This is a genomic window from Lysinibacillus sp. BPa_S21 (assembly GCF_023337795.1).
GTDB lineage: Bacteria > Bacillota > Bacilli > Bacillales_A > Planococcaceae > Lysinibacillus.
Genome location: NZ_JALIRS010000003.1, coordinates 85,133 through 99,288, shown reverse-complemented (window position 1 = coordinate 99,288; position 14,156 = coordinate 85,133). Strand labels below are relative to the sequence as shown.

At 37.6% G+C, this 14,156-nt stretch carries 15 protein-coding genes; all 15 read left to right on the top strand.

Annotated features, from left to right (window positions below; all coding sequences use genetic code 11):
* Window positions 1-2 precede the first annotated feature (2 nt).
* Entirely contained in the window at window positions 3-668 is a 666-nt protein-coding gene (locus MOK21_RS06390) for a flagellar biosynthetic protein FliO (protein ID WP_249073121.1), read from the top strand.
* Window positions 665-1,330 (top strand): flagellar type III secretion system pore protein FliP, encoded by a 666-nt coding sequence (fliP, locus tag MOK21_RS06385; RefSeq protein WP_249073120.1) that lies wholly within the window; start codon window positions 665-667, stop codon window positions 1,328-1,330. Before MOK21_RS06390 ends, fliP begins: the two co-directional genes overlap by 4 nt.
* A gap of 13 nt (window positions 1,331-1,343) precedes the next feature.
* Entirely contained in the window at window positions 1,344-1,613 is a 270-nt protein-coding gene (fliQ, locus tag MOK21_RS06380) for a flagellar biosynthesis protein FliQ (RefSeq protein WP_053483288.1), read from the top strand.
* 4 nt (window positions 1,614-1,617) lie between these two features.
* On the top strand, window positions 1,618-2,394 hold the full coding sequence (fliR, locus tag MOK21_RS06375) for a flagellar biosynthetic protein FliR (protein WP_249073119.1): 777 nt from the start codon (window positions 1,618-1,620) through the stop codon (window positions 2,392-2,394).
* A 1-nt stretch (window position 2,395) separates the two neighbouring features.
* Window positions 2,396-3,484: a flagellar biosynthesis protein FlhB gene (gene flhB, locus MOK21_RS06370; protein ID WP_249073118.1), complete on the top strand. Its 1,089-nt coding sequence runs from the start codon at window positions 2,396-2,398 to the stop codon at window positions 3,482-3,484.
* A 23-nt stretch (window positions 3,485-3,507) separates the two neighbouring features.
* Window positions 3,508-5,541, top strand: a complete 2,034-nt coding sequence (gene flhA / locus MOK21_RS06365) for a flagellar biosynthesis protein FlhA (protein WP_249073117.1) — start codon at window positions 3,508-3,510, stop codon at window positions 5,539-5,541.
* Window positions 5,538-6,731 carry a flagellar biosynthesis GTPase FlhF gene (flhF, locus tag MOK21_RS06360; protein ID WP_249073116.1) on the top strand — a complete coding sequence of 398 codons (1,194 nt, stop codon included), beginning with the start codon at window positions 5,538-5,540 and terminating at the stop codon, window positions 6,729-6,731. The genes flhA and flhF overlap by 4 nt, the downstream gene beginning before the upstream one ends.
* Window positions 6,728-7,603 (top strand): MinD/ParA family protein, encoded by an 876-nt coding sequence (locus MOK21_RS06355; protein WP_249073115.1) that lies wholly within the window; start codon window positions 6,728-6,730, stop codon window positions 7,601-7,603. Before flhF ends, MOK21_RS06355 begins: the two co-directional genes overlap by 4 nt.
* On the top strand, window positions 7,604-8,758 hold the full coding sequence (locus tag MOK21_RS06350) for a protein-glutamate methylesterase/protein-glutamine glutaminase (protein ID WP_283164635.1): 1,155 nt from the start codon (window positions 7,604-7,606) through the stop codon (window positions 8,756-8,758).
* 14 nt (window positions 8,759-8,772) lie between these two features.
* Window positions 8,773-10,839: a chemotaxis protein CheA gene (locus MOK21_RS06345; RefSeq protein ID WP_249073114.1), complete on the top strand. Its 2,067-nt coding sequence runs from the start codon at window positions 8,773-8,775 to the stop codon at window positions 10,837-10,839.
* Window positions 10,840-10,866: 27 nt separating this feature from the next.
* Window positions 10,867-11,313 (top strand): chemotaxis protein CheW, encoded by a 447-nt coding sequence (locus tag MOK21_RS06340; RefSeq protein WP_249073113.1) that lies wholly within the window; start codon window positions 10,867-10,869, stop codon window positions 11,311-11,313.
* A gap of 8 nt (window positions 11,314-11,321) precedes the next feature.
* Window positions 11,322-11,954 (top strand): chemotaxis protein CheC, encoded by a 633-nt coding sequence (locus MOK21_RS06335; protein WP_249073112.1) that lies wholly within the window; start codon window positions 11,322-11,324, stop codon window positions 11,952-11,954.
* The gene (locus MOK21_RS06330; RefSeq protein ID WP_249073111.1) at window positions 11,955-12,455 is read left to right on the top strand and encodes a chemotaxis protein CheD; all 501 of its coding nucleotides are present in this window, start codon (window positions 11,955-11,957) and stop codon (window positions 12,453-12,455) included.
* Window positions 12,455-12,829 carry a hypothetical protein gene (locus tag MOK21_RS06325; protein WP_249073110.1) on the top strand — a complete coding sequence of 125 codons (375 nt, stop codon included), beginning with the start codon at window positions 12,455-12,457 and terminating at the stop codon, window positions 12,827-12,829. The genes MOK21_RS06330 and MOK21_RS06325 overlap by 1 nt, the downstream gene beginning before the upstream one ends.
* Window positions 12,830-13,357: 528 nt before the next feature.
* Entirely contained in the window at window positions 13,358-14,128 is a 771-nt protein-coding gene (locus tag MOK21_RS06320) for a FliA/WhiG family RNA polymerase sigma factor (RefSeq protein ID WP_249073109.1), read from the top strand.
* Window positions 14,129-14,156: the final 28 nt, after the last annotated feature.

The window sequence follows — 14,156 nt, the reverse complement described above, 5'->3', positions numbered from 1 at the left end:
AAATGTTAAAATCATTTCGTCTAACGATGATTTTCGCATTTCTTGTATCCTTTCTGTTTTTGTACCCTACCACGACGCCTGTGTATGCAGAATCTGACACAAATTTTGTAAACGACTGCATCAAAAAGGATTGTAAAGAAGATAAAACTCCAGCTGCTGAGAAAGAATCAGATGTACAAGCGGCTGGAGACATATCTGCGTGGGAATACATAAAAATGGTTTTGGCGCTTATTTTTGTTGTAGCTTTATTTTATGGATTAATGAAGTTTTTAAATAAAAGAAATTTAAACTTTCAACGTAATCAATTAGTACAAAATTTAGGCGGTTTATCGTTAGGTGCTCAAAAGTCGGTACAACTATTACAAGTAGGTAAAACACTCTATTTAGTTGGGGTCGGTGAGGATGTTCAGTTACTACGTGAAATTACTGATCCTGAAGAAGTTGCGGCACTTTTAGCACTATATAATGAACGACAAGAACTTGCAGCAACATCACCGTATATTGCAGAAGTATTATCTAAGTTTAAGAGAAAAAGTAATGTAAGTTCATCAGCACAGCAAAAACAAGACTCTTTTGGTGTGCTATTTGAAAAAAAGATATCCGAAATTAAACAGGAGCGCAGTGAAGAGCTGGAGAAATGGAAGCAAAAGGAGAATGATGATAAATGAATGATATAATCAGTGTTTTTTCCAACAGCGATCCGACAAATGTCTCTAGCGCTGTTAAACTTCTCTTGTTGTTAACAGTTCTTTCACTAGCACCGAGTATTTTAATTTTGATGACATCGTTTACACGAATAGTAATAGTATTATCGTTTGTTCGTACCGCTTTAGCGACACAGCAAATGCCACCGAACCAGGTCATTGTGGGCCTTGCTATGTTTTTAACATTCTTTATCATGGCCCCGACATTTCAAGAGGTCAATAAAGAGGCATTACAGCCGTTATTTTCTGAGAAAATTGGAATTGAAGAAGCGTATGATCGTGCCAGTGTGCCGTTTAAAGAGTTTATGAGTAAGCATACGAGGCAAAAAGATCTTGATTTGTTTTTAACTTATAATAAAGCAGAAAAGCCAGCTTCTGTAGAAGAAATTCCTCTTACAATGCTAGTGCCTGCTTTCGCATTGAGTGAGCTTAAAACTGCGTTTCAAATTGGCTTTATGATTTTTATTCCATTCCTAGTAATCGACATGATTGTGGCAAGTACCTTAATGTCGATGGGGATGATGATGTTACCACCGGTTATGATTTCATTGCCGTTTAAGATTTTATTATTTGTACTCGTGGATGGTTGGTATCTTGTGATGAAATCATTACTACAAAGTTTTTAGGGGATGATACAGTATGACAAGTGAATTGGTTATTTCCATTGCAGAGCGTGCCATTATGATTATCCTTCTAACAAGCGGTCCGCTATTATTAGTTGCTTTAATCACTGGTTTAGCGGTAAGTATTTTTCAGGCAACAACATCTATTCAAGAGCAAACTTTAGCATTCGTTCCCAAAATCATCGCTGTTTTAGCAGCCATCGTATTTTTCGGTCCTTGGATGTTATCACAAGTGACTAGCTATGCGAGAGATATTTTTGAGAATTTAACGCGTTATATAGGGTGAGTAGATGAATGAATTAATCCCGCATTTTACGGTTTTCTTATTAGTGCTTGTGCGCGTATCGGCATTTTTTGTCACTGTGCCTTTTTTCTCATACAGAACAATTCCGCCGCAAGTTAAAATAACTCTCGCATTAGTTTTAGCTTGGATGATGTATTACACAATTGACGTCGAACCATTTGTATTTAATGGTGATTACATACTTTTAGTGATGAAAGAAGGGCTTATTGGACTGTTGCTAGGTCTAGTTGCTTATGTCATCATGTCGGCAATTCAAATTGCCGGAAGCTTTATAGATTTTCAGATGGGTTTTGCCATTGCCAATATTATTGACCCGCAAACAGGTGCACAAAGTCCATTGATCGGACAATTTTTTAATACGCTAGCATTACTTTTCTTACTAGCTATAAATGGACATCATATGATTCTCGATGGAATTTATTATAGTTATCAATTCTTACCGATGGATCAAGGATTTCCTAATTTCGCAAAAGACAATTATATAGAGTTTATCATCACAACATTTACGGCTGTGTTTGCGATTGCCTTTCAAATGGCTGCGCCTGTTGTAGCAACTTTATTTTTAGTCGACTTGGCACTAGGAATTACAGCGAAGACTGTACCACAATTAAATATTTTTGTTGTTGGTTTTCCTATTAAAATAGGTGTTAGTTTTCTAGTGTTATTTACGATGATGGCTGTAATGGTTCAAGTTATACAAAAGCTGATTACAATTATGATTTATGCGATGCGTGATTTTATGGCTATTTTAGGTGGTGGGTAAAATGTTGCTACTGCTGGAACTAGATTTACAGTATTTTGCGGGAGAAAAAACGGAAAAGGCGACACCCAAAAAACGACAAGATGCACGAAAAAAAGGACAGGTTGTCAAAAGTCAGGATATTTCCAGTGCGATTGTCATGCTCATGGTATTTATCTTTTTATTCTTCTTTGCAGGTTCAATGCGTGACGATCTGTTAGCTTTTTTTAGGCAAACTTTTATTCATAACGTACGCGTAGAATCACTAACAATTGATAGTGTGATGCGCCTATTTACAGAAACATTAATACAAATGGCTTTTATTATTGTTCCAATTATGGGAATTGCATTTGTTGGAGCATTGGCAGGTAACTTTCTACAGTTCGGTTTTCTATTTACATTAGAACCGATGAAGTTTGATTTAAAAAAAATGGACCCGATAAAAGGGTTGAAAAAAATATTTTCAGTGAAAGCCATTATAGAGCTTCTAAAATCAGTATTAAAGATTAGCTTTATCGGTGGGGTTACAACTATTATCGTTTGGACGAATTTACCGGAAGTTTTGGCGTTATCCTTTAAAAGCCCCTGGATGACTCTTATTACAGTGGGTAAGCTTGTTGGTATCATGGGGATTGCTGCTTCTGTCGTCTTACTTTGTGTATCCCTTTTAGACTGGATGTATCAAAAACATGATTACGAAAAAAATCTTAAAATGTCTAAACAAGATATTAAAGATGAATATAAAAATAGTGAGGGCGATCCGCTGATAAAATCGAAAATAAAGCAACGCCAACGCGAAATGGCGATGCGTCGTATGATGTCAGAGATTCCAAACGCCGACGTTGTCATAACTAACCCAACTCACTATGCGATTGCTCTCAAATATGATGAGGAAAGTATGGATGCCCCACGCATTGTTGCTAAGGGTACAGACTTTGTCGCTCAAAAGATTAAACTGATTGCGAAAGAACATGATGTGATTATGGTTGAAAACAGGCCATTAGCACGAGCAATGTACGATCAAGTTGAAATCGGTGATCAAGTACCAGAAGAGTTTTTCAAAGCAATAGCAGAAGTGCTTGCTTATGTATATCGAATTAAGCGGAAAATTTAAAGCTTTTTGTAGGAGGGACACAAATGAAAGTTCGCGATATAGGGGTATTAGGTGCGGTTATTTTAATCGTTGCCATGCTCATCATCCCTCTTCCTCCGTGGATGTTAAGTTTCTTAATCGTCATTAATATTACATTAGGATTAATCGTATTGTTAACAGCAATGAGTATGAAGGAAGCGTTAGACTTTTCTATTTTTCCTTCAGTTATTTTATTGTTAACTTTGTTCCGACTCGGACTAAGCGTTTCTACAACACGTGCCATTTTAGCCAAGGGTGATGCTGGTGCTGTTGTCGAAACGTTTGGTGACTTTGTGGTCGGGGGAAATGTACTAGTTGGTTTAGTTGTATTCTTAATTCTTGTGTTAATTCAGTTTATCGTTATTACAAAAGGAGCGGAACGTGTAGCGGAAGTAGCAGCACGTTTCACACTTGATGCGATGCCAGGTAAACAAATGAGTATTGATGCTGACTTAAATGCGGGAGTTATTTCTGAACGGGAAGCACGTGAACGACGCGATAAAGTAGCGGGTGAAGCGGACTTCTACGGGGCGATGGATGGTGCCACGAAATTCGTAAAAGGGGATGCCATTGCCTCAATGGTCATGGTAATTATCAACTTATTATTTGGTATCATCATCGGTGTTGTGCAGATGGGTCTTTCATTTGCAGATGCAGCAAACCATTTTTCTAAGTTAACAGTTGGGGATGGTATTGTCTCACAAATTCCTGCGTTACTGATTTCTACAGCGACAGGGATTGTCGTAACACGTGCATCTTCTAAGGGAAGTCTTGGTGAAGATATTACTGGGCAGCTATTTGCACAGGCGAAACTGCTCTATGTAGCAGGTGGTACAATTGTTTTACTTGGATTATTTACACCAATACCTAATTTAATAACACTTCCAATTGGTATTTCACTAATTGCTGGTGCCTATATGATGGATCATAAGAAACCTGAGGATGAAGAAGAATTACTTGAAATTGAGGAAGAAGTGGCAACAGACGGCATGAAGAGCCCTGAGAATGTTGTGAATTTATTAAATGTGGACCCAATCGAGTTTGAGTTTGGCTATGGTTTAATACCATTAGTAGATGCTGCTCAAGGCGGAGACTTATTAGATCGTGTCATTATGATACGTCGACAGTTAGCATTAGAATTAGGGATTGTCATTCCGGTTGTCCGTATTCGCGATAATATTCAACTACAACCAAATGAATATCGAATTAAAATAAAGGGTAACGAAATGGCGCGTGGTGAACTTTTACTGGATCATTATTTAGCAATGAGTCCAGGAGATGATGATTCCATTGAAGGAATTGACACAGTTGAACCGTCATTTGGCCTACCTGCAAAATGGATTACGGAGCAAGTGAAAGAGGATGCTGAAATGTTCGGCTACACAGTTGTTGACCCACCAAGCGTAGTGTCGACTCATTTAACCGAAATGATTCGTGCAAATGCTTATGAATTACTCGGTCGTCAAGAGACGAAGCAGTTAATTGATCATTTACGTGAAACGCATCCAATTTTAGTAGAAGAGTTGACGCCTACACCGTTATCGACTGGGGAAATTCAAAAAGTACTAGGTAAACTTCTACGAGAAAATGTTTCAGTCCGAAACTTACCAATTATTTTTGAAACTCTAGCTGACTATGCAAAGTTAACGAGTGATACCGATATATTAACTGAGTATGTACGGCAATCATTGGCACGTCAGATTACTTCTCAATACGTAGGAGACAGCTCGTCATTAAAAGTTATAACGGTTTCGGGTAGAGTAGAGAAAATGATTGCAGATAGTATTCAACAAACTGATCACGGAAATTACTTAGCGATGGATCCACAAGATTCTCAAACTATTTTAGAAATTATTGCTGCCGAAGTAGAGCGCGTTTCCTTTATGGAACAATCTGCTATTATCTTATGCTCGCCAGCAGTTCGTATGTATTTACGTCAACTAACGGAGCGTTATTTCCCACAAATTCCAGTTCTATCATACAACGAACTTGATGCTTCGGTTGAAATTCAAAGTGTTGGGGTGGTGAATGTTGAATGAAAATGAAAAAATATTATGCATCTTCCATACCAGAAGCTATGAAGCTTGTGCGTGCTGAATTAGGTGAGGACGCTGTCATTTTGAATTCAAAAGTAGTAGTGACCAAAAAGTTTTTTGGAATCATTAAAAAGAAAAGTTTTGAGGTTGTTGCAGGGGTAGATTCAATGGGGCCGAGCAATTCGGCTCCAGCACCTGCGGCTTTACCTATAACAACAGCTAAAAAAGAACATGTAAGTTTACATGAGATGACGAAGGCTGTGCAAGCTAACATGCTCCAAGTACCGAAGAATGATGTGTCCTTACATGAGGAAACTGGCATCTCTGAAGATTTGAGGAAGGAAATTGCAGATTTAAAATCTTTAATGCATTCTATGCATAAGAAGACTATCCAAGATCAATATCCCGATGAACTCTTACCCTTCATTGAATACTTAAGACAGCAAGAGCTAAGTGAGGAGCTCATCACAACGATTGGTGATGAGCTTTTTACGCATTTCAAAGAAGCATCCGAAATCAATTTTTCTCAATGTAAGATGGTTACGAAAAATTTATTGCGCAAAGAGCTAGAAAATCTCCCGATTGGGGGCTTATCCTATGAAAAAAAATATATTAATGTTCTAGGTCCAACCGGTGTCGGAAAAACTACAACAATTGCTAAAATGGCAGCTAGAGCCGTTTTAGAAAAAAAGAAAAAAATAGGATTTATCACGACAGATACTTACCGTATTGCCGCAATTGAACAATTAAAAACGTATGCAGGATTGTTACAAGCTCCTGTCGAAATTGCCTATAATGCGACTGATTTTGAACAAGCAATCCATCGATTGTCTCATTTAGATTTAGTGTTTATAGATACAGCGGGCCGAAATTATAAAGAAGTAAAATATGTAGACGATTTACAGCGTCTCATAAAATTTGATGATCAAGCTGAGTCTTTCTTAGTACTTGCTATGACAACAAAAGAAAAGGATATGGCCAACATTGTAGAGCAATTTAAGCAATTACCAATTGAAAAATTTATTTTTACAAAGATTGATGAAACAAATTCTATTGGCACAATGGTTAATTTAATGATTAAATATAATAAGGGACTTGCTTACTATACTAATGGTCAAGAAGTACCAGAGGATATTGAAGAAGCTGATCTAGAAGCAGTACTAAATTTATTTTTCCAAGGTGAAGAAAAATGAGAGACCAAGCTGAAACATTACGCTTGAAAATGTTGAGACAGCAGGGCGAACTAGGAAGGGCAATTGCGGTTGTAAGCGGTAAAGGTGGGGTTGGTAAAAGTAACTTCACTATGAATTTTGCAACTACATTGGCCAATAAAGGGAAAAAAGTTGTCATCGTTGATATGGATATTGGCATGGGCAATATCAATATATTGATTGGAAAAAATGCATCTTATAGTTTAAAAGATTACTTAGAAGGAAATAAGTTACTAGATGAAGTAATATTTGCAGGTCCTTACGATTTAAAGTTTATTTCAGGTGGGTCTGGTATGTCGGGCGTCCTAGAATGGTCAGAGGTTTTGTTTGAACGACTCATTCAGGCTTTTGAGCAGCTTCAAAAAAGCTTTGATTACATCTTATTTGATATGGGCGCAGGAGCTACTAACTGGTCATTAGATTTACTAGCTTCTATAGATGAAATTATTGTTTTATCAACGGCAGAGCCAACATCTATAACAGATGCGTATTCAATGATGAAATATATTCATACGAGAGATGCAGACAAGCAATTTTATATACTCTGTAATCGAGCTCATAGTAAAGAAGAAGGACTGGAAACTAATGAACGACTAAAGCGTACGATGAAACGCTTTTTGGACAAAGAGGTGACGATATTAGGCGCATTACCTGAAGATTCTGTTGTGCGAAAGGCTGTGCGTGAGCAAGTGCCTTTTTCACTAGCTTTTCCAGATGCATTAATTACAAAGACACTTCATCTTATAGTGGCGCGTTTCATGGAACACCGCGCGGAGGAAGTTCATGCACATGATCAGTCAGCGGGTAAATTCTTAACTAAATTAAGAAGTATTTTTTCGAAAGGACGTGATTAATTGGACTTTTTACATAAAAGCAAACTATTAGTTGTGGATGATTCTGCTTTTATGAGAAAGCTAATTAGTGACTTTTTTGTTGGCAACTCGAAGGTTGAAGTAGTTGGAACAGCACGAAATGGGAAAGATGCGATAAAAAAGATTCAATCATTGCAGCCAACAGTTGTGACAATGGATATTGAGATGCCTGAAATGAATGGGCTTGAGGCTTTAAAAGAAATTATGACGATATGTCCAGTACCTGTTGTTATGCTCTCTAGTACAACTCAACGAGGAGCAGAAAATGCCTTATCAGCAATTGAACTTGGGGCAGTAGATTTTGTCGCTAAGCCGAGCGGAACAATTTCTCTTGATTTACATAAAATCCAAATCGAACTTGTCCACAAAGTTGAACAGGCATCATTGGTACCTATTTCAAAATTAAAGAAACCTTCTAGCAGTAAAAGACAACAAGAACAGCCATTTATAGCGAGTACCATTAGAAGAGAGTCATTTAGTGAAAGTAGGGTAACTCCTCCTGTCAATATTTCCTCGACAAGGGCAGAATTATCAAAGCCACATGTCGAATGGAATAAAGTAGGCCGGAAAATTGTACTGATTGGGACTTCTACTGGCGGACCTAGAGCATTACAAGAAGTTATAACAAGAATCCCAAAATCAATTCAAGCACCAATATTAATTGTCCAGCATATGCCAGCAGGGTTTACAAAATCTCTTGCTACCCGTTTAGATCAATTGAGTGAGATTACTGTAAAAGAAGCTGAGCAAGGAGATATTCTTCAAAATGGAGTGGCGTATGTTGCACCTGGTGGGTATCATTTAAAACTTAGAAAAATAGGTACCTCCTTTGGCATTGTCCTTGATAATAATGAACCGCCTAGATCTGGACATCGCCCTTCTGTAGATGTGATGTTTGAAGATGTAAGTCAATTTAAAGATTTTGATAAAGTGGCAGTTATTATGACAGGTATGGGCCATGACGGCTCTAATGGACTAAAAGCACTAAAAAGTACTGGAAATGTGATTGCAATCGCAGAGTCAGCTGAAACTTGTATAGTGTATGGTATGCCGAAAGCAGCAGTGGAAACGCAGCTTGTCGATGAAGTAGCAGATGTAGATGATATCGCACAAACAATAATGAAATATTTGCCTTAAAGGGGTGTCCTCTTATGGAAGTCAATCAATATTTAGAGATGTTTATTGAAGAAAGTAAAGACCATTTACAAGCGTGTAGTGAACATTTATTAGAACTAGAAAAAAACCCAAAAGATTTAGCGATTGTTGGGGAAATTTTCCGCTCTGCGCATACATTAAAAGGGATGTCTGCGACAATGGGCTTTGAAGATTTAGCGGATTTAACTCATAAAATGGAAAATGTGTTGGATGCGATCCGAAACGAGAAAATCCATGTATCTCCTGAAATTTTAGATGTTGTTTTCGAATCAGTAGACCATCTAGAAGAAATGGTAATGGATATTGCCAATGGCGGAGATGGAAAACGTGATGTATCTTCAACTGTTGCTCAATTAAAGCGTATTGAATTAGGTGAGGAAGCAATTCCTGAAGTGGTAGCCACTACTGAGACATCAGCAACTGCTACAGCAAGTACGTTAGAGTTTGACAGCTTTGAACAAACAGTTATTTCACAATCTGCCGAACAAGGTTTCAATGCATTTGAAATTTCAGTGAAATTACGTGAAGATTGTCTTTTAAAAGCAGCACGAGTATTTATGGTGTTTGAGATTTTAGAAAAAGATGGGGATGTTATTAAATCAAGTCCATCTGTAGAAAAGCTTGAAGACGAACAGTTCGATCAACAATTTTTTGTAGCGTTCGTCACAAAAGAATCTGCTGAAGATATGCAGAAAAAGATTATGAAAGTTTCAGAAGTCGAAGAAGTCATTGTCTCAACTATCGAAGAACAGCAATACGGTGAGAAAGAACAAGCAGTTCAAGAGGTAGCAGTAACAGCTACAGCAACGGTAGAAGCGGAGGTTCCACCTGCACCTGCAACAAATACTGCAGCTTCTACACCTGCAAAAGCAGCGACTCCTGCTAAGGCTGATAAAAGTCATGCGCCTGTTGGAAATAAAACAATTCGAGTAAATATCGAACGACTTGATATTTTAATGAACTTATTTGAAGAGCTTGTTATAGATCGAGGACGACTACAGTCTATTGCAACAGATGTTAATCATGGAGAGTTAAATGAAACAGTGGAACGTATGAGCCGCGTCATGGGTGATTTACAAACAATTATTTTAACGATGCGCATGGTTCCAGTTGAAACAGTATTCAATCGATTCCCTAAAATGATTCGTCAGCTATCCCGTGATCTAAACAAGAAAATTAACCTTGAAATCATTGGTGCAGAAACAGAACTAGATCGTACAGTAATCGATGAAATTGGTGATCCACTTGTTCATTTAATACGTAATTCTGTTGACCACGGTATTGAAAATCCGACAGCTCGTCTTGCAAAAGGTAAACCAGAAGAAGGAACTGTTGTACTGCGTGCTTATCATAGTGGTAACTATGTCTTTATCGAAATTGAAGATGATGGAGCCGGTATTAACCGTGAAAAAGTTCTGGCGAAAGCTATATCTAAAGGTATTGTTACCCAAGAACAATCATATTCAATGTCAGATAAGCAAATCAATGAGCTTATTTTGGCTTCTGGGTTCTCAACGGCAGATGTTATTTCTGACGTATCAGGCCGAGGCGTTGGATTAGACGTTGTTAAAACAACAATAGAATCATTGGGTGGAAATATTTCAATTGAATCTACTCAAGATGTAGGCTCAGTATTCTCGATTCAATTACCACTAACATTATCGATTATTTCTGTCATGTTAGTAGAAATCGAAAAAGAGATTTATGCAATTCCACTTTCATCAATTATTGAAACTTCAATTATCCGTTCATCTGAAATTATGAATGCGCATAATCAAAAAGTAATCGACTTCCGAGGAAAAGTAGTACCATTAGTATTCTTAGAGGAGATCTTTGAGGTACCTCGCAAAGAATCACAAGGTGACGAATTCCATTCAGTGGTTATCGTTCGAAAAGGTGAGAAGCTTGCTGGTTTAGTTGTGGATTCATTCATTGGCCAACAAGAAATTGTGCTGAAATCATTAGGAAACTACCTAACGAATATCTTTGCCATTTCAGGTGCAACTATTTTAGGTAACGGAAAAGTAGCCTTAATTGTGGATTGTAACGCACTTATTAAATAAGGTGAATGAATAAGAGAGGTGTAAACAATGACAAACGTAGTGGAACAAGAAAGTATAAAAGTAATTGTTTTTCAACTAGCAGATAAAGAATATGCGATTCCAGTGTCACATGTACAAGGGATTGAGAAACTAATGCATATTACACGCGTACCGAAAACGGCGAAATATGTAAAAGGTGTCATTAACCTACGGGGTGTCGTAACGCCAATTGTAGATTTACGTGAACGATTTGAATTACCTGCCTCTGAGCATGAAGAAACAACACGCATTATCATTATTTCATTAGAAGATATGGAAGTAGGTTTCGTTGTAGACTCTGCAAATGATGTGTTAGACATCCCTGCTGACTCAATTGAACCCCAACCCGAAGTAGTAGGTTCACTGGAAGAGGAATATATTTCAGGCGTGGCTAAAATTGATAAACGATTATTAATTTTATTGCATTTAGAGAAAGTACTAAATCCACTAAAGTAGGGGTCGATATGACATATAATCAAAAGATTACATCACTACATTTAGATGTTTTAAAGGAAATTGGCAATATAGGTGCTGCGCATGCAGCGACAGCACTTTCCAATTTACTTGGTAAAAAAATTGATATGCGGGTACCGAAGGTTGAAATGGTGTCATTTAATGACATGATGGAGCTTGCTGGAGGATCTGACAATGCCGTAGTTGGAATCTTTCTACGCATAGAAGGCGATGCTGAAGGTAGCATGTTCTTTATCCTGCCAATTGAGCAAGCAAATCGCTTTATTCGTCGTCTCATTTTTGATGATGCATTCGACTTCAAAAAACAACCTGTATCAGAGTTAGGTTTATCAGCTATGCAGGAAATGGGTAATATTTTATCTGGTTCTTATTTATCGGCGTTATCTGACTTTACGAATTTGAAAATTTATCCAACTGTACCGGGACTAAGTGTTGACATGTTTGGTGCTATTATTAGTATTGGTTTGATTGAACTATCACACGTTAGCGACAATGTTATCGTAATAAACACATCCATTTTTGAAGACGGTGTAGAGGATCAGGAAACGGTAAGAGGGCATTTCTTCTTATTGCCAGATCCAGACTCATTTGATGCTATTTTTAAAGCATTGGGAGTTTCATAGATGATTAGTAGTAATGGGCAAGTGATAAAAGTTGGAATTGCGCAAATGGATGTAGTAAAGTTACCAAATACGATTAGAACATCAGGTCTTGGATCTTGTGTGGGTGTTATTTTATACGATGAATCAAAAAAAATTGCTGGTTTAATTCATGTGATGTTGCCAGATTCGAGTTTAGGTAGACAAGAGTCAATAAATGTGGCTAAATTTGCTGACACAGGCATTGCGGCAATGATTGACTTATTAAAGTTAGAAGGCGTTCAAAAATTCAAACTAAAGGCAAAAATTGCGGGTGGTGCGCAAATGTTTCAATTCACTTCTGATAAAGATTCCATGCGCATCGGCCCACGTAATGTAGAAGCTGTAAAGCATGAGCTAAAGAGTCATGGAATTCGTTTAGTTGCCGAAGACACGGGCGGTAATAGTGGTAGAACAATTGAATTTAATCCTGCGACTTCAACATTACATATTCGAACGGTTAACCAAGGAGTGAGCGAAATATAATGTTCGGTTCTATTTTTTATAACCTATGGGGAGCGTTAATTGCCTTTTCTCTCTATTTCTTTATTACATTTCAAAAACCCTTTACACCACTACGTATTATCGTAGGATCATTTGTGGCAGGCATAATTGTGTTTTTCGTCATGTATATTGTAAGATTTTTAATCTCTTACGTTTTATTCACACCTGAGGGCGATGAAGAAGTCGTTGAAGGTGAGCATGAAGAAAATGAATCCGCCAATCACGAGGAAGACCATCAGGAAACACCGACAGCTAACTCAACAGTTGAGTTTCAAGATGAAGGCTCAGAAGAAATTGCTCAGGTTGTACGGACGATGATGAATCGTGAGGATGTCTCGCAAGTAAATAATGGTTAAAATAGGAGTCGCGAGCAGCGGCTCTTTTTTTATAAGGCGTATGGATTGGGAAAAAATAAGTTTATGATGGAGCGATAAAAGGATTTTTTTGTTGCCATGTTTACTGATTGTAGCGTAGGGCTACTCGGGGGTGCTCTGCCGTTTCACTTTCGTCGCAGTGCAAAGACGAGTAGACTGTAGCAAAAATCAGACTCCCTGAATTAATTTGCATGTATAAATATAGTTAATGCCACACCCGTTCTTACCTAGTTTTGGGTGTCTTAGTGAGATTGGACTAAATCCCAACAAAAAAATGCCCGACACATAAATTTCAAGAATCTGTGATAGCGTACGAGAAACAAATGAAATTATAGTCGATTCTTGTTATAATATAGGAAAGAATTACAATGGTTTTATCCTGGAAACTCTTCGGTGTTTTCAACTATTGAACTAAAATTTTCAGGAAGAAGCACACATAAAAATATCAAGGTAATGGTAGTCAGTGGCAAACAGGCGCGTAGATGCGTTTTTCTTAGAGAGGTGGATAACATGACACAACCAATTCTGAACGATGAACACAAGCTGTGGAACCGCTGGATAAATGAACGTGATCCAGATGCTGGTGATTTACTTATAAAAAAATATATTTCCCTAGTATCCTATCATGTACAACGCATTGGAGCGAGCTTACCAAAAAGTGTATCGCGAGATGATTTAACGAGTTTAGGTATGGTAGGTCTTTTTGATGCGTTAAATAAATTTGATATTAATAGAGACTTGAAATTTGATACATATGCTTCTTTTAGAGTAAGAGGAGCAATTATTGATGGTTTACGTAAGGAAGATTGGTTGCCGCGTTCCGCACGTGAGAAGGCAAAAAAGTTAGATGCACAGATTGAACAGTTAGAACAACAATATATGCGCCATGTAACACCTGAGGAACTTGCGGAACATATGGCGTTACCCGTTGAAGAAGTTTACCAAACTGTACAAGAGCATTTCTTTTCAAATGTTCTTTCCATAAATGAGCAGCAAGATCAAGATGAGACTGATGGAAAGTCATTTGTGATTCGTGATGATACAACTAAGACACCTGAGCAAGCTGTCGTTAAGTCAGAACTACTAGGGGATTTAGCGGAAAATATCCAAAAGCTCAATGATAAGGAGCAGCTAGTGCTTAGTTTATTTTATACAGAGGAATTAACATTAACAGAAATTGGGGAAATGCTTGAATTATCCACATCTCGCATTTCACAAATCCATTCTAAGGCGCTATTAAAGCTACGGAAATTATTATCCAATGAAATGATTAATGCATAATCATCCTTAAATACATATCGTTGAAGGA

What these genes read in the sequence shown, in the direction of transcription:
- fliQ (WP_053483288.1), top strand. Translation starts at nt 1,344, where the DNA reads ATGACAAGTGAATTGGTTATTTCCATTGCAGAGCGTGCCATTATGATT.
- flhB (WP_249073118.1), top strand. Translation starts at nt 2,396, where the DNA reads ATGTTGCTACTGCTGGAACTAGATTTACAGTATTTTGCGGGAGAAAAA.
- MOK21_RS06320 (WP_249073109.1), top strand. Translation starts at nt 13,358, where the DNA reads ATGACACAACCAATTCTGAACGATGAACACAAGCTGTGGAACCGCTGG.
- fliR (WP_249073119.1), top strand. Translation starts at nt 1,618, where the DNA reads ATGAATGAATTAATCCCGCATTTTACGGTTTTCTTATTAGTGCTTGTG.
- MOK21_RS06330 (WP_249073111.1), top strand. Translation starts at nt 11,955, where the DNA reads ATGATTAGTAGTAATGGGCAAGTGATAAAAGTTGGAATTGCGCAAATG.
- MOK21_RS06390 (WP_249073121.1), top strand. Translation starts at nt 3, where the DNA reads ATGTTAAAATCATTTCGTCTAACGATGATTTTCGCATTTCTTGTATCC.
- flhF (WP_249073116.1), top strand. Translation starts at nt 5,538, where the DNA reads ATGAAAATGAAAAAATATTATGCATCTTCCATACCAGAAGCTATGAAG.
- MOK21_RS06325 (WP_249073110.1), top strand. Translation starts at nt 12,455, where the DNA reads ATGTTCGGTTCTATTTTTTATAACCTATGGGGAGCGTTAATTGCCTTT.
- fliP (WP_249073120.1), top strand. Translation starts at nt 665, where the DNA reads ATGAATGATATAATCAGTGTTTTTTCCAACAGCGATCCGACAAATGTC.
- MOK21_RS06335 (WP_249073112.1), top strand. Translation starts at nt 11,322, where the DNA reads ATGACATATAATCAAAAGATTACATCACTACATTTAGATGTTTTAAAG.
- MOK21_RS06345 (WP_249073114.1), top strand. Translation starts at nt 8,773, where the DNA reads ATGGAAGTCAATCAATATTTAGAGATGTTTATTGAAGAAAGTAAAGAC.
- flhA (WP_249073117.1), top strand. Translation starts at nt 3,508, where the DNA reads ATGAAAGTTCGCGATATAGGGGTATTAGGTGCGGTTATTTTAATCGTT.
- MOK21_RS06355 (WP_249073115.1), top strand. Translation starts at nt 6,728, where the DNA reads ATGAGAGACCAAGCTGAAACATTACGCTTGAAAATGTTGAGACAGCAG.
- MOK21_RS06340 (WP_249073113.1), top strand. Translation starts at nt 10,867, where the DNA reads ATGACAAACGTAGTGGAACAAGAAAGTATAAAAGTAATTGTTTTTCAA.